Annotated in this window: 22 protein-coding genes; 12 read left to right on the top strand and 10 right to left on the bottom strand. The window is 63.0% G+C overall.

The genetic code is table 11. The features are described from left to right. Positions 1–247: 247 nt before the first annotated feature. The 3 genes from purB to NP945_RS27535 form a co-directional block, all read right to left on the bottom strand. On the bottom strand, positions 248–1,555 hold the full coding sequence (gene purB, locus NP945_RS27525) for an adenylosuccinate lyase (RefSeq protein WP_256748085.1): 1,308 nt from the start codon (positions 1,553–1,555) through the stop codon (positions 248–250). 59 nt (positions 1,556–1,614) lie between these two features. Continuing rightward, on the bottom strand, positions 1,615–2,028 hold the full coding sequence (locus NP945_RS27530) for a hypothetical protein (protein WP_127269893.1): 414 nt from the start codon (positions 2,026–2,028) through the stop codon (positions 1,615–1,617). Positions 2,029–2,135: 107 nt separating this feature from the next. Then, the gene (locus NP945_RS27535) at positions 2,136–2,861 is read right to left on the bottom strand and encodes a DUF2259 domain-containing protein (protein ID WP_127382285.1); all 726 of its coding nucleotides are present in this window, start codon (positions 2,859–2,861) and stop codon (positions 2,136–2,138) included. 127 nt (positions 2,862–2,988) lie between these two features. On the opposite strand from NP945_RS27535, the gene NP945_RS27540 reads away from it, so the two are divergent. Next, a complete protein-coding gene (locus NP945_RS27540) occupies positions 2,989–3,243 on the top strand; it encodes a DUF2171 domain-containing protein (protein WP_127269889.1) in 255 nt (84 codons plus the stop codon). Between the two features lie 8 nt (positions 3,244–3,251). Here NP945_RS27540 and NP945_RS27545 read toward each other — a convergent pair whose 3' ends face one another. Then, positions 3,252–4,277, bottom strand: coding sequence for a P1 family peptidase (locus NP945_RS27545; protein WP_256748086.1), 1,026 nt, complete (start codon positions 4,275–4,277; stop codon positions 3,252–3,254). Continuing rightward, the gene (locus NP945_RS27550) at positions 4,277–5,350 is read right to left on the bottom strand and encodes a branched-chain amino acid ABC transporter substrate-binding protein (RefSeq protein ID WP_256748087.1); all 1,074 of its coding nucleotides are present in this window, start codon (positions 5,348–5,350) and stop codon (positions 4,277–4,279) included. The genes NP945_RS27545 and NP945_RS27550 overlap by 1 nt, the downstream gene beginning before the upstream one ends. Before the next feature lie 179 nt (positions 5,351–5,529). Between NP945_RS27550 and NP945_RS27555 the strand changes: the two genes are divergently transcribed. From NP945_RS27555 to NP945_RS27585, 7 genes are all read left to right on the top strand, one after another. Further along, complete coding sequence (locus NP945_RS27555; protein ID WP_095791541.1) at positions 5,530–6,057, top strand: flavin reductase; 528 nt, start codon at positions 5,530–5,532, stop codon at positions 6,055–6,057. Beyond that, positions 6,054–6,983, top strand: coding sequence for a MoxR family ATPase (locus tag NP945_RS27560; RefSeq protein ID WP_023810354.1), 930 nt, complete (start codon positions 6,054–6,056; stop codon positions 6,981–6,983). The genes NP945_RS27555 and NP945_RS27560 overlap by 4 nt, the downstream gene beginning before the upstream one ends. A gap of 3 nt (positions 6,984–6,986) precedes the next feature. Then, positions 6,987–8,231: a VWA domain-containing protein gene (locus NP945_RS27565; protein WP_256748088.1), complete on the top strand. Its 1,245-nt coding sequence runs from the start codon at positions 6,987–6,989 to the stop codon at positions 8,229–8,231. Between the two features lie 60 nt (positions 8,232–8,291). Continuing rightward, positions 8,292–8,630, top strand: a complete 339-nt coding sequence (locus NP945_RS27570; protein WP_013532112.1) for an XdhC family protein — start codon at positions 8,292–8,294, stop codon at positions 8,628–8,630. Between the two features lie 6 nt (positions 8,631–8,636). Further along, entirely contained in the window at positions 8,637–9,374 is a 738-nt protein-coding gene (locus NP945_RS27575) for an XdhC family protein (protein ID WP_256748089.1), read from the top strand. A gap of 66 nt (positions 9,375–9,440) precedes the next feature. Beyond that, entirely contained in the window at positions 9,441–11,051 is a 1,611-nt protein-coding gene (locus tag NP945_RS27580) for a molybdopterin-binding/glycosyltransferase family 2 protein (protein ID WP_256748090.1), read from the top strand. Between the two features lie 32 nt (positions 11,052–11,083). Beyond that, entirely contained in the window at positions 11,084–11,974 is an 891-nt protein-coding gene (locus tag NP945_RS27585; RefSeq protein ID WP_256748091.1) for an alpha/beta hydrolase, read from the top strand. Between the two features lie 29 nt (positions 11,975–12,003). On the opposite strand, the gene NP945_RS27590 is transcribed toward NP945_RS27585, so the two are convergent. Continuing rightward, complete coding sequence (locus NP945_RS27590; RefSeq protein WP_256748092.1) at positions 12,004–13,056, bottom strand: DUF1176 domain-containing protein; 1,053 nt, start codon at positions 13,054–13,056, stop codon at positions 12,004–12,006. Positions 13,057–13,192: 136 nt separating this feature from the next. Between NP945_RS27590 and NP945_RS27595 the strand changes: the two genes are divergently transcribed. Beyond that, complete coding sequence (locus tag NP945_RS27595) at positions 13,193–13,699, top strand: DUF1993 family protein (protein ID WP_256748093.1); 507 nt, start codon at positions 13,193–13,195, stop codon at positions 13,697–13,699. 55 nt (positions 13,700–13,754) lie between these two features. Here the strand turns inward: NP945_RS27595 and NP945_RS27600 are convergent, their stop codons facing one another. Continuing rightward, on the bottom strand, positions 13,755–13,919 hold the full coding sequence (locus NP945_RS27600; RefSeq protein WP_023810361.1) for a hypothetical protein: 165 nt from the start codon (positions 13,917–13,919) through the stop codon (positions 13,755–13,757). Between the two features lie 395 nt (positions 13,920–14,314). Between NP945_RS27600 and NP945_RS27605 the strand changes: the two genes are divergently transcribed. The 3 genes from NP945_RS27605 (at position 14,315) to NP945_RS27615 (ending at position 17,270) form a co-directional block, all read left to right on the top strand. Then, complete coding sequence (locus NP945_RS27605; protein ID WP_256748094.1) at positions 14,315–14,770, top strand: hypothetical protein; 456 nt, start codon at positions 14,315–14,317, stop codon at positions 14,768–14,770. Between the two features lie 114 nt (positions 14,771–14,884). Then, the gene (locus tag NP945_RS27610; protein WP_256748095.1) at positions 14,885–15,952 is read left to right on the top strand and encodes an aldo/keto reductase; all 1,068 of its coding nucleotides are present in this window, start codon (positions 14,885–14,887) and stop codon (positions 15,950–15,952) included. Positions 15,953–16,004: 52 nt separating this feature from the next. After that, a complete protein-coding gene (locus NP945_RS27615) occupies positions 16,005–17,270 on the top strand; it encodes a cysteine desulfurase-like protein (RefSeq protein ID WP_256748096.1) in 1,266 nt (421 codons plus the stop codon). Between the two features lie 15 nt (positions 17,271–17,285). Here NP945_RS27615 and NP945_RS27620 read toward each other — a convergent pair whose 3' ends face one another. Genes NP945_RS27620 through NP945_RS27630 form a run of 3 tightly spaced genes read right to left on the bottom strand, consistent with a single transcriptional unit; the run spans position 17,286 to position 19,768 of the window. Further along, complete coding sequence (locus NP945_RS27620; RefSeq protein WP_256748097.1) at positions 17,286–18,314, bottom strand: histone deacetylase family protein; 1,029 nt, start codon at positions 18,312–18,314, stop codon at positions 17,286–17,288. Then, the gene (locus tag NP945_RS27625; RefSeq protein ID WP_256748202.1) at positions 18,311–18,826 is read right to left on the bottom strand and encodes a GNAT family N-acetyltransferase; all 516 of its coding nucleotides are present in this window, start codon (positions 18,824–18,826) and stop codon (positions 18,311–18,313) included. The genes NP945_RS27620 and NP945_RS27625 overlap by 4 nt, the downstream gene beginning before the upstream one ends. 12 nt (positions 18,827–18,838) lie before the next feature. Next, positions 18,839–19,768 (bottom strand): 3-keto-5-aminohexanoate cleavage protein, encoded by a 930-nt coding sequence (locus tag NP945_RS27630; protein WP_127322215.1) that lies wholly within the window; start codon positions 19,766–19,768, stop codon positions 18,839–18,841. Positions 19,769–19,772: the final 4 nt, after the last annotated feature.

Here is a 19,772-nt window from a genome sequence, read left to right on the forward strand (position 1 = left end):
CGCAGCGCCGCGCCAACCCAACCGTTTGGCGCTGCCGCGAACCCATCATAAGGGGGAAAACTGTTACCTATCTATCCGGTTCAAACTGTTACCCATCTATCGGCTGGACACGGCAGGGAAATGAGGGGCAGCGCCAAAGTCGTGAATTTGTCAAAGCGTGAATGGTTGCGATCGTCGCCGAAGTCGGCACCGCCCCTCATCCGCCTGCCGGCACCTTCTCCCCGTATAGTGACGGGGAGAAGGAAGCTCAGGCTTCCCCAAACACCCGCTTGAAGATCGTGTCGACATGCTTGGTGTGATAGCCCAGGTCGAATTTTTCGCGGATTTCGGCTTCCGGCAGCGCTGCGGTCACTTCCTTGTCGGCCAAAAGTTCCTCAAGGAAATCAGCGCCTTGCTCCCACACTCTCATGGCGTTGCGCTGCACCAGCCGGTAGGAGTCTTCGCGCGACAGGCCGGCTTGGGTCAGCGCCAGCATGACGCGCTGCGAATGCACGAGGCCGCGGAACTTGTTCATGTTCTTCAGCATGTTGTCGGGATAGACGAGCAGCTTGTCGATGACGCCGGTCAGCCGTGACAGCGCGAAATCGAGCGTCACCGTGGCGTCCGGCCCGATCATGCGCTCGACCGAGGAGTGCGAGATGTCGCGCTCGTGCCAGAGCGCCACGTTCTCCATCGCCGGCAGCGCCATGGAGCGGACCATGCGGGCAAGACCGGTGAGGTTTTCGGTCAGCACCGGGTTGCGCTTGTGCGGCATTGCCGACGAGCCTTTCTGGCCCGGCGAAAAATACTCCTCCGCTTCCAGCACTTCGGTGCGCTGCAAATGCCGGATCTCGATCGACAGCCGCTCGACCGACGAGGCGATGACGCCGAGCGTGGCAAAGAACATGGCGTGGCGGTCGCGCGGGATCACTTGCGTCGACACCGGCTCGGGCTTCAGGCCGAGCTTTGCCGCGACATGTTCCTCGACATAAGGGTCGATGTTGGCGAAGGTGCCGACCGCCCCGGAGATCGCGCATGTCGCTATATCTTCCCGCGCGTGCACCAACCGCTCGCGGCAGCGCGAGAACTCGGCATAGGCCTGCGCCAGCTTGACGCCGAAGGTCGTCGGCTCGGCATGGATGCCATGGCTGCGGCCGATGGTGACGGTATCCTTGTGCTCAAACGCACGGCGCTTAAGCGCGGCAAGCAGGCCATCGATGTCGGCGAGCAGGATGTCGCTGGCGCGGGTCAGCTGTACGGCAAAGCAGGTGTCGAGAACGTCCGACGAGGTCATGCCCTGGTGGATGAAGCGGGCGTCCGGCCCGACGAATTCGGCGAGATGGGTCAGGAAGGCGATGACGTCATGCTTGGTGACGCGCTCGATCTCGTCGATCGCCTCGACATCGAATTTCGCCGCACCACCCTTTTCCCAGATGGTTTTGGCCGCTTGCCTAGGGATGACGCCGAGTTCGGCCAGCGCATCGCACGCATAGGCTTCGATCTCGAACCAGATGCGGAACCGGGTTTCGGGCGACCAGATGGCGACCATTTCGGGCCGGGAATAGCGAGGGATCATCGGTCAGTCCTGACGTATCGAGAAGTTTGCCCGCGTCCTAACAGAGGCGAGCAAAATGCTCAACGCTGCTGGCGCGCAAACCAGACGCCCGCGGCAAACAGAGCGATGAAACCAACTGGAAAATAGAGCCGGATGCCCAGCACCACGAACTGGTAGAGCGCAATCAGCGTCGTGAAGACGAACTGGAGGACCCAGGTGCGGGTGAAAGCAGGCGCATGCCACTCGGCATAGTAGGAGCGGTACTGCAGGGCAAACAGCCCGGCGGTCAGGCCGATCGTCGCCGCGGCTAGGCACACGAAGGCCGCGGCAAAGGCGACTTCCCAGCGTCTTCCCTGCGAGACCAGCCGCGCCGCGAACAGGCCGATGGGAAAGGCCAGCGCAGCTCCCACTGCAAACAGCGCGGTGACAATGCGGATTTTCGCCGGCGTCTCCCAGTCGTCCAACAACAGGGCGACGAGCGCACTGGCGCCCATAGCCGTGGCCCATAGCAAGGCGCCATAAAACGCAGTGCGCGGCGTCGGTATCGCGCGGCGAAGGCGGTTCAGCGAACGATCGCGCGGGGCGGGTGGGACAAGCGGTGTCACAGGCGGCCGGTCACCGCGATCCAGCGAAAGTCCGGGCCTTCAAAGCCGTATTGGCGCACCGCGATCAGCACGGCATAGGCGCTGAGACTGTCCATCGAAAAGGTCTGCACAGCGCCGATGCGGTAGCCGTTCGGGCAACCCCGGCTTTTCGGTATCGACTTGTCCTCGTGCAGCAGCTTGGTCGTGCCGCCATCCTGCGCCTCGATACGCAGCAGCCGGAAGCCGTTGATCTCGCCCTGGCTCTCGCAGCCCTCGGTGTTGTTCATGCCGAGCTCGTCGAGCCGAAACTCGAGCGGTGGGTCGACCGGCGAAAAGATCGGGCGCGGGTTGACTGCCATCCGGTGCGGATCGGCCGAAAGTTCGGTCACCGGGTTGAAGCCGGCGGTGATGCCGCGATTGGCGTCCAACTCGGCCTGACTGACAATGGCTTCGCCTTTTTGCCGGGCCTGAAGGCGCGCCGCATCCAGTTTGGCATTCTCGTCCTCAAGCCGGACCCGGATCGGCGTGCCCTTGAGAAAGCTGTCGGTGCTGGTGTCGATGTAGTAGCGGTTGGCATAGGGAAAACCCGATCCATCCTGCACGCCATATTCCTCGAAAGCAAAGACGCTGCCGTCCTTGGTGAAGCCGAGGATTTCAAGTTCGGCGACATCGCCGGCATGAGCCGCGATCGAGGTGGCAAACTGTGCAAGCAGGCCAACGGCAAACAGAAAGAGCATTCGCATCGATCTTCACCCCCGTGATCGTCTCAATCCCCTAGCACGCCGAAATCAAAACGTCGTGCGGTGCGAAAGCCGATGCATCCAATCGGCCCGTCATTTGTTATCGTCGGCAGTCCCAATGGAGACCACCATGACCGACACCAGCAAAATTCGCGAGCATATGGAAGTCGTCGGCGCCGACGGCGTGCATGTCGGCACTGTCGACAAGGTCGATGGCCAGCGCATCAAGCTGACCAAGGCCGATAGCGGCGAGGGCGCTCACAAGGGCCATCATCACTATATTCCCCTGAGCCTGATTGCCGAAGTCGACGGCAAGAAGGTCTGGCTGTCGGCGAATTCCGATGTTGCGGTGACGTTCGAGGAAGAAAAGTCCGATCGGGTCTGATTATCGCTTCACCTCAGGCGTGACGACCAGACCGGAAACAGATCGTTTTCGGCAGGGGTTGCCGCATAGACACCGCGGCTGATGGCGCGCGCCATGGTGGCGCCGGCTGCGGCGTAGAGATCGATTGCCGCATCGGCGGAGAGTTCGATACCGCTTGTGCCGGTCGCCAGCGCGAACACAAGGTCGCCATCGGCCGGTGTGTGCGTCGGCCATATCGCGCGCACGAACCCGTCATGCGCCGATATCGCCAGGCGCTTGGCGGCAGCTTTTGTGAGCACCGTATCGGTGGCAATGACGGCGATGGTGGTGTTGCCGCCGGTCTCCATCTGCCTGCCAACATGCTTGTCGCGGTGTTTCAAAAGAATCCGTTTCGCATCGGCCGGCATCGGCGAGGGGTAACCAAGCCCGCCGAATTCGTCGCCGATTTCGAACGGTGCCGCCCAGAAATGGCGGGTTCGGCCTGTTGTCACCGAGCCGGTCGGGTTGACGGCGGCCAGCGCACCGACGGTGACGCCGCTATCCAGCAGCGTCGAGGCGGAGCCGAGGCCGCCTTTTAGCCCCGAGGTCAGCGCGCCGGTGCCGGCCCCGATCGTGCCAAGCTGGAAATCGGCGGTGGCGGTTTGCGCGGCTTCATAGCCAAGCTCGCGGTAGGGCGGATAACGGCCCCAATCCTTGTCGCCGCCATTGCGCAGGTCGAACAGGATCGCCGACGGCACGATAGGCACGCGAAAACCACCGACCTCCAGGCCGATGCCGCGTTCACGCAGCGCCGCCTGCACGCCGGACGCCGCGTCGAGGCCGAAAGCCGAACCGCCTGAAAGCACGACTGCGTGCACCACATCGACGGAATTGTGCGGTTCGAGCAGGTCTGTCTCGCGGGTGCCCGGTGCGCCGCCCAGGATCTGAACGCCAGCCACTGTCGGCACATCGCAAAGCACGGTCGTCACGCCGGATTTCAGGCTGGCGTCGGACGCATTGCCGACGCGCAGGCCGGCAACGTCGGTGATCAGGTTGCGTGGGCCGGTGCGAAACATCAGTTGCTGTCCAAGGGCGCAAAGCGCGTGCCGTCGAAACGGAAGACGCGGTAGGGGCTCTGGCTGAGGTCGCCTTTTGCATCAAAGCGGATCGGCCCGATCGCCGTGGTGAAATCCTGTCCGGTCAGGGCCTCCGTCAGCGGCTTGCCCGAGCTTTCGGACAAGCTTGATGCCGCCTTGGCGATTTCGACCGCGGCGTAGGCGGGTAGCGCATAGCCGTCAGGCATGACCTTGTGCGCGGCAAAGGCTGCCAGCACTTTTGGATCGGCGACATCGGCCCATTCCGGCGGTGCGATCATCAGCGTGCCCACGGCATAGGGCACGTCGCCCGGCGGTGTGCGGAGATTTTCGCCGCCGGCAAAGACGATGCCCGCCTGAAGCTGTGCGGCATCGCGGCCCATGATGGCGATGTCGTCGCCGTCGCCGCCGGCAAAGACATGCGTCGCGCCGGCCTTCTTCAGCCGACCGATCATGCCGATCTGATTGTCGAGTTGTGGCCGGAACGTATCTGTGAATACCGGTTTCAGCGCGGCCTGTTCGGCCGCGGCCCGCAACGTCTCGGCGATCTCACGTCCGTAGATGGTGCCGTCGTCGATAATGGCGAACAGCTCGTTCTGCCACAGATGGGTAAGGGCAGACGCGATGGCGTTGCGCTCATCGTCGCCGCGCGGCCCGAGGCGATAGACCGGCCAGCCGGCCTTGGCGCGGCGGTCGGTCAGGCTCTCGGTCCGCACGCCAACGGTGATGACCGGAATGTTGGCGTCCTTGAGGATCGGCATCGCCGCCTCGATCGCCTCGGTGCAGAGAAACCCGACTACGATGTCGACCTTGGCGGCTGCGAATTCCTTGGCCGCGGCAGCGCCGCCGTCCGCGGTGCAGGCATCATCCACGGTCTTCAGTTCGATGCCGTTCGCTTCGGCCGCCAGGCCGGTGCCGGCCTCGATCTGCTTGCCGAGAATGGCAGATGGTCCCGATAGCGGTGCCGCGACGCCGACGAGCAGCGTCTGGGCATCCGCGGCACTGGCCAGAAACAGCCAGAACAGCGCCGCTATTGTTCTTGTCTTGGGTCGCATTCGAGCGATGGGTCCCTCCGTGCCGGCTCTATGCTCCTGGCACTATTGCCGCCAAGACCTAAAGGCTGCCCGGCCTTGGTGCAACACGGGAATTTCGGGATATGGCTCAAGCACTTCGCTTGTGGCGGGCTATATCTGGCCATATATGTCGGTAGGATCCTGACCATGGAAAAAATACGGTGCTGAAGAAGAACGACATTGGGCCGCAGGCCTATCGCGACGCGATGAGCCACTTTGCCGGCCACGTCCATGTGGTCACCACCGACGGGCCGGCCGGCAAGCGCGGCACGACGGTGATCGCCGCCTGTTCGGTGTCGGACACGCCGCCGACCATCCTGGTCTGTCTCAACCGCGAAAATGCCAAGAATGAGCTGTTCGTGAAAAACGGCAGGTTTGCCCTGAACACGCTGGCCTCGCACCAGGAGCCGCTGTCGGTCGGCTTTTCCGGCATCACTGGCCTGCCGGTCGAGGAACGTTTCGCGCTTGGCGAATGGGATGTGATCTCCACCGGCGCGCCGACGCTGAAAGGCGCGCTTGCCGTGTTCGACTGCGAATTGATCGACACCAAGGATCTGGCCACCCATCGTGTGCTTTTTGGCAAGGTGACAGGTCTGCGTATGGGCGATAATTTGCGGCCGCTGATCTACCACGCCCGCGGCTACCACGTTCTGGACAGCGGAGCGGCGGCGTTCACGGAGAAAGAATGACCGAGCTGAAACCGCGCGCCGCGCCACGGACGATCGACGAGACGCTCGATCTCCTGACCGGTGCGGACTATGTGGCGGACCGGTCGCTGGCGACCGTGCTGTTCCTGTCGTTGCGTATGAAGCGGCCGCTGTTCCTCGAGGGCGAGGCAGGCGTCGGCAAGACCGAGATCGCCAAGGTGTTGGCACAGGCGCTCGGTCGCCGGCTGATCCGCCTGCAGTGCTATGAAGGCCTCGACGTTTCGTCCGCCGTCTATGAGTGGAACTACGCCGCGCAGATGATCGAGATCCGCATGGAGGAGGCGGCCGGCAAGGTCGAGCGCTCCGCCATGGAGCGCAACGTCTTTTCCGAAAAATACCTGATCCGCCGCCCGGTGCTCGATGCGCTGACCGGAAAGACGGGCGCTGCCCCGGTTTTCCTGATCGATGAGCTCGACCGCACCGACGAGGCCTTCGAGGCCTTTCTGCTCGAAATCCTGTCCGACTTCCAGGTGACGGTGCCCGAACTCGGCACCATCAAGGCGGAAGAACCGCCGATCGTCATCATCACCACCAATCGCACCCGCGAAATCCACGACGCGCTGAAGCGGCGCTGTCTCTATCATTGGGTCGACTATCCCAACGCCGAGCGCGAGCTGGAAATCGTGCGCCGCAAGGTGCCGCAGGCCAACCAGCGGCTTTCGGCCGAAGTGGTCTCCTTCATCCAGAAGCTGCGCCAGATAGAACTGTTCAAGGTGCCTGGCGTCGCCGAGACCATCGACTGGGCCGGCGCGCTGACCGAACTCGACAAGGTGGCGCTCGATCCGGAAACCGTCTCCGACACGATCGGCGTGCTGTTGAAATACCAGGACGACATTGCCCGCATCGAACAGGGCGAAGGCCGGCGCATCCTCAACGAGGTGAAGGCCGAGCTTTCGGCGGCGGAGTAGGCGATGCCGCGCCCCGAACCGAAAGAGGCCATGCCGCACGGGCGGATTGCCGACAACATCGTCTATTTTGCCCGCACCTTACGCAAGGCCGGCATGCGGGTCGGGCCGGCCTCGGTCAAGGACGCCATCGAGGCGGTGCTCGCCGCCGGCATTGGTTCGCGCGACGATTTCTACTGGACGCTGCACGCCGTGCTGGTGTCGCGGCATGAGGATCACGCCACTTTCGACGAAGCCTTCCGGCTGTTCTGGAAATCGCGTGAACTGATCGAGAAGATGCTGGCTATGTTTTCGCCGGTGGCACCCGACACCAGGGAAAAGCAGAAGCCGCGCGCCGCTGAAAACCGGGTCAGCCAGGCGATGTTCGAGGGCCACCAGAAGAACCAGCCGCCACAGGAAATTCCCGAGATCGAGGTCGACGCCCGCTTCACTTTTTCCGGCAACGAGGTGCTGCGGGCCAAGGATTTTGCCCAGATGAACGCCGCCGAGATGGCCGACGCCAAGAAGGCGATCGCCGAACTGCGGCTGCCTTTCGACATGGTGCGGACCCGGCGCTTCAAGGCCGATGCGCATGGCCGCCGCATCGATCCGCGAGCCATGATGCGTTCGGCCGCGCGCACCGGCGGCGAACTGATCCTGCCGAAATTCCGCTCAGCCCGCGAAGTTCATCCGCCTTTGGTGGTTCTGGCCGACATTTCAGGCTCGATGAGCCAGTACACGCGCATCTTCCTGCATTTCTTGCATGCACTGACGGAAAAAAGGCGTCGCGTGCACACCTTCGTCTTCGGTACCAGACTGACCAATCTGACCCGGCAGATGCGCCACCGCGATCCCGATGCAGCACTTGCCGACTGTTCTGCGGCGGTCAAGGACTGGTCGGGCGGCACCCGCATCGGAGACACGCTTGCCGAGTTCAACCTGATATGGTCGCGGCGCGTGCTGGGGCAGGGGGCGGTCGTGCTTCTGATCACCGACGGATTGGAGCGCGACGATGTCGACGGCCTGTCGGAGGAAATGGAGCGCCTGCACAAATCCTGCCGGCGGCTGATCTGGCTGAACCCGTTGCTGCGCTTTGACGGTTTTCAGGCGCGCGCCCGTGGCGTCAAGGCGATGCTGCCGCATGTCGACGAGTTCCGCTCGGTGCACAATCTCGATGCGCTCGCCGATCTCTGCGCGTCATTGGACAAGAAGTCGGCACAATCCGTCGATCCGCGCCGATGGCTGGAAGCTGGCGCGAGGCACGCCGCATAACCATATCTTTCCCATCCGGAAAACAGATCCCGAGAAAAACAGACTTCTGGAGAAACGGTCATGGAAAACAGCATTTATCTGGATGAGGCCCGCGACCCGCTGATCATCGCGGAGGGCTGGATGAAGGACGGCAAGGACGTGGCCATCGCGACAGTGGTCGAGACCTGGGGATCGGCGCCCCGACCTGTAGGCAGCCATCTGGTCATCGACGCCGACGGCAATTTCCACGGCTCCGTCTCGGGCGGCTGCGTCGAAGGCGCTGTGGTCAGTGAGGCCATCGACGTCATCGACAGCGGCAAGGCCAGGATGCTGGAGTTCGGTGTTGCCGATGAAACCGCATGGCAGGTCGGCTTGTCCTGTGGCGGCCGCATCAAGGTGTACGTGGAAAGACTGGGCTGATCTCGGATGGATCCCTACGCCTTAAAAATTTTGAACGCCGAACGACGAGCTCGCCGTGCGGCGATCCTGGTCACCGATCTCGGTGACGGCCGCGACCGCATCGTGCGCGAAGGCGATCAGGTCGCCGGCGATCTTGGCGCCGCGATCGCCAGGGCGTTCCGCACAGGCAACTCCGGTTCGGTCGAAGCAGAGGGGCGGAATTTCTTTCTCAACGCGCATCTGCCGCAGCCGCGTCTGGTCGTGATTGGCGCTGTCCATATCAGCCAGGCGCTGGCGCCGATGGCCAGGATCGCCGGCTATCCCGTGGAGATCATCGACCCCCGCACCGCTTTCGCCACGCCGGACCGCTTTCCCGATGTGGCGCTTCATGCCGAATGGCCGGAGGATGTGCTGAAGCGCCAGCCGCTTGACAGCTACACCGCACTTGCCGCCGTCACCCATGATCCGAAGGTCGATGATTTCGCGCTGAAGGCCGCGCTCGACGCCAACTGTTTCTATGTCGGGGCGCTCGGTAGCAGGAAGACGCATGCCAAGCGGGTCGAACGCCTGCTGGCGCTGGGCGCGAGCGCCGATCAGATCGCCCGTATCCATGCGCCGATCGGGCTCGACATCGGTGCTGCCAGCCCGGGAGAGATCGCCGTTGCGGTGTTGGCCCAGGCAATCCACGCCTTCCGCTCGCGCGGTCTCGATGCCTCCGCATCGGCTCCAAAATCGAAATCGACTTTGGAAAAGCACGATGCGTAGATTCAAAATAGCAGAGCGTCCGTTGCGCGTCCAAAAGGACGCGCGGCGCTCTGCGGGCGCGGCGGCGTGAAATTCGGCCCGATCCCGATTGAGACGGCGGAAGGCGCGGTGCTGGCGCACTCCACCACCGCCGGCGAACGCCGCTTCCGCAAGGCGCACAGGCTGAGCGCTGAAGATGTGGGGCTGCTGCGGGCTGCCGGCATTTCTGAGGTCGTTGCGGCCGTGCTGGCCGTCGACGACCTCGGCGAGGATGCCGCCGCGCAGACGATCGCCGAGAGCATGACCTTTCGCGGGATCGAAGCCAGGCCTGCCGCGACCGGGCGGGTCAATCTCCATGCCAAGGCGCCGGGCATCTTCACGGTCGATGCCGCTGTCATCGATGCCATCAATGCCATTGATCCCGCCATCACCATCGCCACGCTGGCGCAGCATGCGCCGGTCGAGAAAGGCCAGATGGTCGCGACCGTGAAGATCATTCCCTTCGCGGTCAGTTCAGCGCTGGTCGACGCTACGACGAAAATCTGCGCCGCAGGCGAGATCTTTGCCGTCAATGCCTACCGGCCCGTGCGTGTCGGCGTCATCCAGACGGTTCTGCCCGGCATCAAGCCTTCCGTCCTCGACAAGACGCTGCGCGTCACGGAAGCGCGGCTGGCGCGCACGGGCGGCAGGCTGACTGCGGAGCGCCGCACGCCGCATGAGATCGCTCCGGTGGCGGAGGCCACGGCTTCGCTGGCGCGCGACAACGACATGGTGGTGATCTTCGGCGCTTCGGCGATGAGCGATTTTGCCGATGTCATTCCCGCGGCGATCGAGAAGGCGGGTGGTGCAGTCATCCGCGCGGGCATGCCGGTCGATCCCGGCAATCTGCTGGTGCTCGGAACGCTCGGCGGCAAGCACGTCATCGGCGCGCCCGGCTGCGCCCGTAGCCCCAAGGAGAATGGTTTCGACTGGGTGCTGGACCGGTTGATCGCTGGCCTCGACGTGACGGCCAGGGATATTGCCGCCATGGGGGTCGGCGGGCTGCTGATGGAAATCCCGACACGGCCGCAGCCGCGCGAACCGCTGCCGGCCAAAAGCCAGCTCAAGGTCGGCATCGTGCTGCTGGCCGCTGGCCGCTCAAGCCGCATGGGCGGGCCGAACAAGCTTTTGGCGCTGTTCGACGGCAAGCCGCTTGTGCGCCGCACCGCCGAGCGGGCGCTCGGCTCGAAGGCGTCCGGCACTGTCATCGTCACCGGCCACCAGCGCGAGCGGGTGCGCGCTGCGCTGGTGGGCCTCGACGTGACCTTCGCCGACAATCCCGATTTTGCCGAGGGCCTGTCCACCTCGCTGAAAGCCGGCATCGCCTATCTGCCGGAAGATTCCGCCGGCGTGATGATCGTTCTCGGTGACATGCCTGATATCACGTCCGATGACCTCGACAGACTGATCGATGCTTTCCGCAAGGCCGGCGGCAATGCGGTGGTCCGCGCCTCGCATGACGGCAAGCGCGGCAACCCTGTGCTTTTGCCGCGCTCGCTGTTTCCGGCGATCGCCCATCTCGAAGGCGACACCGGCGCGCGCCATCTGGTCGAGACGGAAGGGCTCGATGTCATCGATGTCGAAATCGGCGCGGCGGCGTCAGTCGATGTCGACACACGCGAGGCACTCGAAGGCGCCGGCGGCGTGCTGCAGGATTGACAAACCCAAGCCGAATTACGCATGCCTTGGACATGTCTATCCGCTGCCAAATTTTCTGTGCCTTTGCAGTCGCGACCGCGTTGCTGTCTCCGGCCGCGCAAAGCCAGACGCTGTCCTTAAAACCCTTCAAGGACGATCTGTTCGCCTATCCAGCCACGCTGTCGTCCGACACCAATGGCGCCTATACCGTCATCGACTACCGCGAGATGCGCGACATCAACCAGCGTGACCAGGTGCCGGAGCGCCGGGTGAACGCCCAATACACCGACATCGGCGTCCGCAAGATGCAGCAGGATCTGTTGCTGAAAACCGATGCCGGCGATGTCAGGCATGTCGCCGTCGGCAAGACCGAGGGCGCCGGCATCATCGTGCTTTACCTGCACGGGCAGGGCGGCAGCCGCAAGCAGGGTGTCGACGACTTCACTTTCGGCGGCAATTTCAACCGGCTCAAGAACCTGATGGCCAGCAATGGCGGCCTCTATCTCAGTCCTGATTTCCCCGATTTCGGCGATACGGGAGCGGCGCAGGTGGCGGCGCTGATCGGTCATTATGCCGAACAGTCGCCAGGCGCGAAGATCTTCGTCGCCTGCGGCTCTATGGGCGGCGCGCTGTGCTGGAAGCTGGCCGCGCGCAAGGACACGGGCGGACGCATCAATGGTCTGCTGCTGCTCGGTTCGCTGTGGGATGAGAGCTTTTTCACCAGCCCGGCCTTCAAGCGCCGCGTGCCGGTCTTCTTCGGCCAAGGCAGCCATGACGTGGTCTACCCCGTGGCAAAGCAGGAGGCGTTCTTTCGCTCGATCCTGACCAAATCGAAGACCTATCCGACCCGCTTCGTCCGCTTCGAGACCGGCACCCATGGCACGCCGATCCGCATGACCGACTGGCGCGGCACGCTCAACTGGATGCTGTCGAAGGCGCCCTGATCGACGCAGCCTGCAAGCTCGTGTGACGCTCAGGGCGCGGTGTTGTAGTCGATGACAGTCTCGGGATTTTGCTCGCCGTCATAGGACGCATCGACGTCATACTGGACCAGCGAGAAATTGCCATTGCGGAACAGATACGTCCCTGCGTCGGACGCATCGCCGATGCCGCGCCACTTGTTGAACGTGGTGATCGTGTGGGCAGCCTCGTCATAGGCGGAATTGACTGCCCAGCCCGACGTCTGGAAACCGACGATACTCATGCCCAGCAATTTGCCGTTGCTGTCATTGTTCTCGTAGCGGATGTCCATCTTGGGCTCGGCGAACTGCAACTGCTGCACGCCCGACACGTCGTCGGTCATGTAGTAGATCGAGCTTTCATTGTAGGCCGCGGCCGAGCAGGAAAAATGGAACAGCCGCGTCTCCTTGTCGGGATCGCCGGGCTGCGCATCCTTGTCCTTGTATTTAATCGAAAAAACGGTCGGCTCATTGGCAAGGAACTGCTTGTCGCACTGGTCGCCATAGGTTGCCAGAAAGGCCTTCTTGGCCTGCTCCAGTGCGGTGTCTTTCTTTGGCGGTGGCGGGCCATCGCCGCAGCTTGGCGGCAGCGCCTCCTCGAAATCGGCAGTGGAGGGCTTCAGTGCCCCTTTCTCGATGTGGATCGGATCGAAGGGTGGCTCCACCTGGGTCTGGGCATTCACCTGGCGCAGCGTATAGCACCCGGCAAAGACCTTTTCGCCGCCAGCCTTGTCCGTCGCGCGGATGGCGACGGGGACGTTGTAGAAAATGCTGCCAGCCGCGCCTTCGTCGGAAACCGTCCCGGTCTGGACTTCGACCTTGTCCGTCCCATCATAGCCCTTGACGAAACTATCGAAATCCTTTGCCGGCTTTGTATCGCCGAAATACCCCCATGCGCGGGCGAATTCGTGCCGGCTGATGGCGCTGTACAGCGAACGGACAACCGCGTCGGCGCTCGACCGATCGTCGATATAGGGTGCTTCGGGGGCATCGTCGGCAGCCAATACCGTCTGGCCGATCGGTGCCAGGGAGAGAAAGGCAGTCGCTGCGAAAAGGGCGCGTCTCATCGGGAACCTCCGCTCGATAGAGGATTCTACGACGGCGATTGCGGCAACGTGGTGACGCAGGCTCGACGGACTTGAAGAATCGCGCGCGAAGGCGCTACGTCGCGTCCGCGGCGTTCGGCCGGACAGGAGATTTGACGTGACGATATCGATGTATGAGGCGTCCGTGCCGGTGTTTTCGGCCAGGCTGAAAGCGCTTTCCGATGTGCTGGCGACCGCCGAACAGAATGCGCTTGACCGCAAGATCGACCCGCAGGTGTTTCTGACGGCGCGGCTGGCGCCAGACATGTTCGCCTTGACCAGGCAGGTGCAGATCGCCACCGATCATGCCAAGGGCGCGCCGTCACGGCTCGTCGGGCGCGACGTGCCGAGATACGAGGACAACGAGGCGAGTTTCGCCGAAATTCAGGCGCGCATCACCAAGACCCTCGACCTTCTGGGCACATTTTCGGCTGCCGAGTTCGACGGCTCCGACAACAAGATCATCGAGCTGAAGCTTGGCGGACGGGAAAGTTCGATGCCCGGCCTGCAGTATCTGCTGCATGTGGCTATGCCCAACTTCTATTTCCACCTCACCACGGCCTACGACATTCTTCGCCACAATGGCGTGCCGTTGGGCAAGGCGACGTTCCTGGGATCGCGCTAGGGAATTGAGTTTTTTGGAGATGTCCCGGATCGATCCGGGACATCTCCGGAAGTACCTAGCGAATGGACATTTCGCGGGCGATGCGGGGGAAGTCGGCCGGCTTGATACCGATGTCGGCGCGGTCGGCATTGCTCATCGAATGAAGCAGCGCGAGCGCCGAGCGGTATCTCAGATGCTCCTGCGGCCGCGGCCGGGCGAACATTTCAGTGAAGAAACCCATGATTCAAGCCCCAAATTGGTCCTCCACATCCGCCAATATAGTTGAATCGTGACAATTGTGCAGTGCAGCATTTGCATACCTGCCATGTCTTGGCGAATTTTTCGACATTTTCTCTAACGGGCGAAACTTTTGGCCGGTGCGTATCGTAGCCTCGAATGCTGGCTACATGGCCGGTTTTTCCTCGCCACTCCTGGCGAATTCCGGACTGCGTGAAAATGCAGTCCGGCTTTTGTTTTTGGGATTGCGGTGGGTCAAGCGGTAGACGAGGCGAAGGCTAAATTCGTTAAGATCGGTGCCATGCATTTTTAACGAGCCGGTTCTATGCTTCGATACCCGAATGGTCGGGCGAGGGGGAGGCTGACATCGCTACTGGCGCCAAGCGGGATTTCGCTTCGTTGCTCGACGACCTCTTCATCGCCCCCGACAAGAATGGCGAGGGCGAAGAGGCCGGCGCTCGTCCATCCATCCCGTTTGACTATCTCTCGGTGGCCGACGAACTCCATTCCGGCCGCATCAAGGTTTCCGCTGCCGAATATCGCGAGGCGGGTGCTGATCTGGCGACCGAATTCGCCGCCTTGCTCGATCATGCCAAGCTGGCTCTCGCCGGCGAAGAGCCAAAGCCCGAGGAAAAGCTGCCGCCGATCGATCCCGAAGCCATCGCCGTCGAACTCGGCCTCAATCAGCCCAGGCAGGTCGCCGATTTCGGTCGTATGCGCCGCCGCTTTGCCTTTGCCAACCATCCCGACCGTGTCGCCCCGCATTTGCGCCAGCGCGCCATGATCCGCATGCAAGTGGCCAACATGCTGATCGATGAGGCCAAGCGCCGTGCACTGGCCGGTGCTCGCCGCTAACCCGGCTGGTTCACGCAAAAGTCGGTCTGGCGAGGCTTGGAGAGCGGCTCTGCTTTGCCTATAGATGCGGCTCCTCCGCGCAGTCGCGCCAGCCTTCCTCCGGAGCCGAATTCCATGCACAAACGCCGTCTCGGTCGGACCGATCTTCTTGTGACCCAGATCTGCCTGGGCTCCATGACCTGGGGCCAGCAGAACACCGAGGCCGAAGGCCACGCCCAGATGGACCTGGCTTTCTCGCGTGGCGTCAATTTCATCGACACCGCTGAGCTCTATCCGATCCCGCCCAAGGCGGAGACGCAGGGACGGACCGAAAGGATCATCGGCAGCTGGATGAAAGCCAAGGGCAACCGCGACAAGGTGATCCTGGCCTCGAAGGTCGTCGGCCGCACGGCCAACGCATGGTTTCGCGGCGACAGGCCGTCGCAACTGGTGCGCGCCGATATCTTTGACGCCATCGACAAGTCGCTGGCCAGGCTCGGCACCGACTATATCGACCTCCACCAGATCCACTGGCCGGAGCGGGATATCCCCTGGGGCGCCAACCCGACGCGCGTCGGCGCCGTGTCGCCGCGCGCCGATTCCGTCGGCGCACCGGCCGACGAAACACCGATCGCCGAGACGCTTGGCGTCTTCGACGAACTGGTGAAGGCTGGAAAGATCCGCCATTTCGGGCTGTCGAACGAGAGTTCCTGGGGCGTGATGCGGTTCCTTGCCGAAGCCGACAAGGGCATCGGCCCGCGCGTCGCGTCGATCCAGAACGCTTACAATCTCGTCAACCGCACTTTCGAGGTGAACCTCGCCGAGGTCTGCGAGCGCGAGCAAGTGTCGCTGCTGCCCTATTCGCCGCTGGCCCAGGGCTATCTCACCGGCAAATACGACCATGGCGCGCGACCGCAGGGGTCCCGCTCGCAGCTGTTCAATCGCGGCCAGCGCTACGAGACGCCAGGTGCCGCTGAAGCACAACTTGAATACAATGAGCTGGCGCGCTCCTTTGGCCTGGAGCCGGCACTGTTTGCCAATGCCTATGTCTCGAGCCGGCCGTTCGTAACCTCCAACATCGTCGGCGCAACGACACTTTCGCAGCTCGACATGGCGCTGTCTTCCGTCGACGTCACCTGGACAGAAGAAATGCAGAAGGCGGTCGACGCGATCCACCAGCGGGTCGGCAATCCCTGTCCCTGAACGGGACTGGCTGCAGGCCGAATACTCGACAATTCCAAGGGAGCGAGCAGCAATGAATTTTCCAGTCGAGGCAGTGCGTGAAAAATTTCCGGCTCTCTTCCTGACCGACAAGGGCCGCCGCCGCATCTATCTCGACAATCCGGCCGGCACGCAGGTGCCACAGGCAGTGGCGGACGCGGTGTCGCGCTGCCTGTTGACCACCAATGCCAACCTTGGCGGCTTTTTCGAAACGACGATTGCCGCGCAAGTTGTCGTTGACGAGGCGCATCAGGCGATGGCCGATTTCCTCGGCGCCGCAAGCCCCGAGGAAATCATCATCGGCGCCAACATGACGACGCTGACCTATCACATGTCGCGCACGCTCGGCCGCACGATGCAGCCCGGCGACGAGATCATCCTCACCCGCATGGACCATGAGGGCAACGTATCGCCCTGGCTGCAGTTGGCCGAGGACCTCGGCCTCGTCGTGCGCTGGCTGCCGTTCGATGAAAAGAGCTGGCAGGTCGAAGAGGCGACGCTGGCTGGTCTGTTTTCGGAGAAGACACGGCTGGTCGCGTTGAACTACGCCAGCAACCTGACCGGCTCGATCAACCGGGTGAAAGCGCTGACCACCATGGCAAGGAATGCCGGCGCGTTGGTCTATGTCGACGCCGTCCAGTTCGCGCCGCACGGTCTGATCGACGTGCAGGAGCTCGGCTGCGATTTCCTGATCTGTTCGGCCTACAAATTCTTCGGCCCCCATATGGGCATATTGTGGGGCCGGCGCGACGTCATCGACGACCTGAAACCCTACAAATGCCGCTGTTCATCCAACGGTCTGCCGGAGCGGTTCGAACTCGGCACGCCGCAGATCGAACTGCTGGCCGGCCTAACGGCGGCGGTTGACTACTTCGCCGACCTTGGCGCGGCGGCAGGCGAAGGCGGTTCAAGAAGGCAGAAGATTGCCAAGGCGTTTGCGGTTTCGATCGCCTATGAAAACCCGCTGGCGCAACAGCTGATCGATGGCCTGTCCGATATCGAGGGCCTGACCATCCAGGGCATTACCGATCCGAAGCGGCTCGGCGAGCGCGTGCCGACGGTTTCCTTCACCGTCGATGGCATCGTGCCCGAAACGATCGTGCGGCAGATGAATGCCGAAAACATCTTCCTGTGGTCCGGCCATAACTACGCCTGGGAGATCGTCCACCAGCTCGGCATTCCAGCCGAGCATGGCGTCGTGCGCATCGGCATCGCCCACTACAACACTGCAGCCGAAATCGACGAGACGCTGGAGAGCGTACACCGTGTGATCGCCATGCTCAGGCAGCAGCGCTCCTGACGCTGGCTTGAGCACTCACCGCATCTTGCCGCCGAAGCCGGTGAGGAACGCGGTGAGATTGTCGCCGAGTTCGTCGCAGAGGTAGCCGCCCTCCTGGACGATGACCGTCGGCAGGCCGAGCTTTGCGATAGCCTCGCCGATGCGCAAGAAACCCGGCGTCGTCACCGAAAGTCCGCCGAACGGATCGCCCTCGAACGCGTCGAGGCCGAGCGCCACGACCAGCGCGTCCGGCGAAAAGGCACGGATGCGCTGGAACGCCACCTCGAGCGCCTCGAGAAACGCCGCGTCGTCGGATTTGCGCGGCAGCGGCAGGTTGAAATTGTAGCCGAGGCCTGGCCCTTCGCCGCGCTCGTCGGCATGGCCCCAGAAGAACGGATAGAAGCGCACGGGATCGGCATGCAGCGAGACGGTCAGCACATCCGGCCGTGCGTAGAAGATGCCTTGCGTGCCGTTGCCGTGATGCAGGTCGACATCGAGGATCGCCACCCGTGCGGACTGCTTACGCAGAACCTGCGCCGCGACGGCCGAGTTGTTGATGAAACAGAAGCCGCCGGCGACATCGGCAAAGGCGTGGTGACCGGGCGGGCGGCATAGCGCGTAGGCGGCCGGCGCGCCTGACATCACCGCCTCGGCCGCATCGACCGCGCTCCAGGCGCTCCACAGCGCGCTTTGCCAAGTCTCGCCCGAGATCGGGCAAGCGGTGTCGGCCATATGGTAGCCGGCCTGGCCGACCGCCGAGGCCGGATAGCTGCCTGATCGGGCGATCGGGTGGATGTTGGGGATCACTTCCGCCGACGCGCCTTCGATGCGCTGCCAGCGCGTGTAGATATGCTCGAGGAAATCAAGGTATTCCGGCGTGTGCACCGCCGCGACCGGGCCAAGCCCATGATTGCGCGGCCGCTCGATCGTGCAACCCGCAGATAATGCGCCGGCTAACAATCTCTCGACGCGCTCCGGCTGTTCCGGATTGGGCTGCGGCGCACCGCTTGACAGGAAGGCCTTGGGGTCGTGACGCTTCTGTTCCTCGGCATAGAAGGCTTTCATTTGTGATCCCCGTTTTCCGGCGTGTCGGCGAAGGCAAAGAAGGCCTCGCCGATGATTTTTTGGGTCTGCTCATAGCTCGACCAGGCGATGCCCAGCCTTTCGTAGAAGGCCTTGGCACCTTCATTGTCGGTGTCGACGGATAGCCGGAGATAGACGCCGCCTTCTTTCCGGCACTGCGCCGCAACATGCCGCAACAGCCGCTCGCCGATCTTGCGGCCGCGAAACCGGTCCGCGACATAGAGGTCCTGCACATAGACGCCAGGCCGCCCCATCCAGGTCGAAAAGATCGAAAAATGCAAGCAAAGCCCGGCAAATTCCCCGCCGACTTCGGCGATCAGGGTCGAGAAGGCGGGCTTTTCGCCAAAGCCGTACGTTCTGAGATCGTCTGGCGTCGAAATGATCTCCTCGGGTGCGCCGATATGCGTGCCGAGCTTCAGGATCGCCGCGTGGATGGTTTCGACGTCGTCGATCCGGCCGGGGCGTAAGAGGACGTCATTGGATGTTGGATTGATCACGGTCGTCTCTCAAAACGCCACCCGGTCGCCGCCCTTGAGCGCCAGCATGTCGCGCGCTTCGGTTGGCGTTGCAACCTCCAGAGACAGCCCGTCGAGAATGCCACGGATGCGGCGCACCTGGTCGGCATTGGATTTCGCCAACTGGCGGCCATCATAGAGACTGTCTTCCAGCCCGACCCGGACATTGCCGCCCATCGCCGCGGCGATCGAAATCAGCGGCATCTGCTGGCGGCCGGCGGCCAGCACCGAGAACTGGTAGCTGTCGCCGAACAATTTGTCGGCGATCCGCTTCATATGGACGAGGTTCTCCGGGTCGGCGCCGATGCCACCAAGAATGCCCAGCACGAACTGAATGAACAGCGGCCCCGACACCAGCCCGCGGTCGCGGAAATGCGCCAGCGAATAGAGATGGCCGACATCGTAGCATTCGAATTCGAAGCGCGTGCCGCAGCCCTTGCCCAGTCTTTCCAGCACCCCTTCCATATCGGCAAAGGTGTTCTTGAAGATGGTGTCGCGCGTCGCTTCGAGCAGCTTGGGTTCCCACTCGTGCTGCCATTCCCTCGGCTTGTCGAGCATCGGGAACAGCGCGAAATTCATCGAGCCCATATTGAGCGAGCACATTTCGGGTTCGGCCCTGAGCGGTGCCGCCAGCCGCTGGTCCAGTGTCATCAGTGACGAGCCACCGGTGGTGATGTTGATCACCGCATCGGTCGCCTGCTTGATGCGCGGCAAAAACTGCATGTAGACGTCCGGATCGGCGGTCGGGCGGCCATCCCTCGGGTCGCGGGCGTGCAGATGCAGGATCGACGCGCCGGCTTCGGCCGCCGCGATCGCCTCCGCCGCGATCTGGTCCGGCGTCACCGGCAGATAGGGCGACATCGACGGCGTGTGCACCGAGCCGGTGACAGCGCAGGTGATGATGACTTTTCGCGAGACCATGCTT

The organism is Mesorhizobium sp. LMG17149, from assembly GCF_024518695.1.
Taxonomy (GTDB): domain Bacteria; phylum Pseudomonadota; class Alphaproteobacteria; order Rhizobiales; family Rhizobiaceae; genus Mesorhizobium.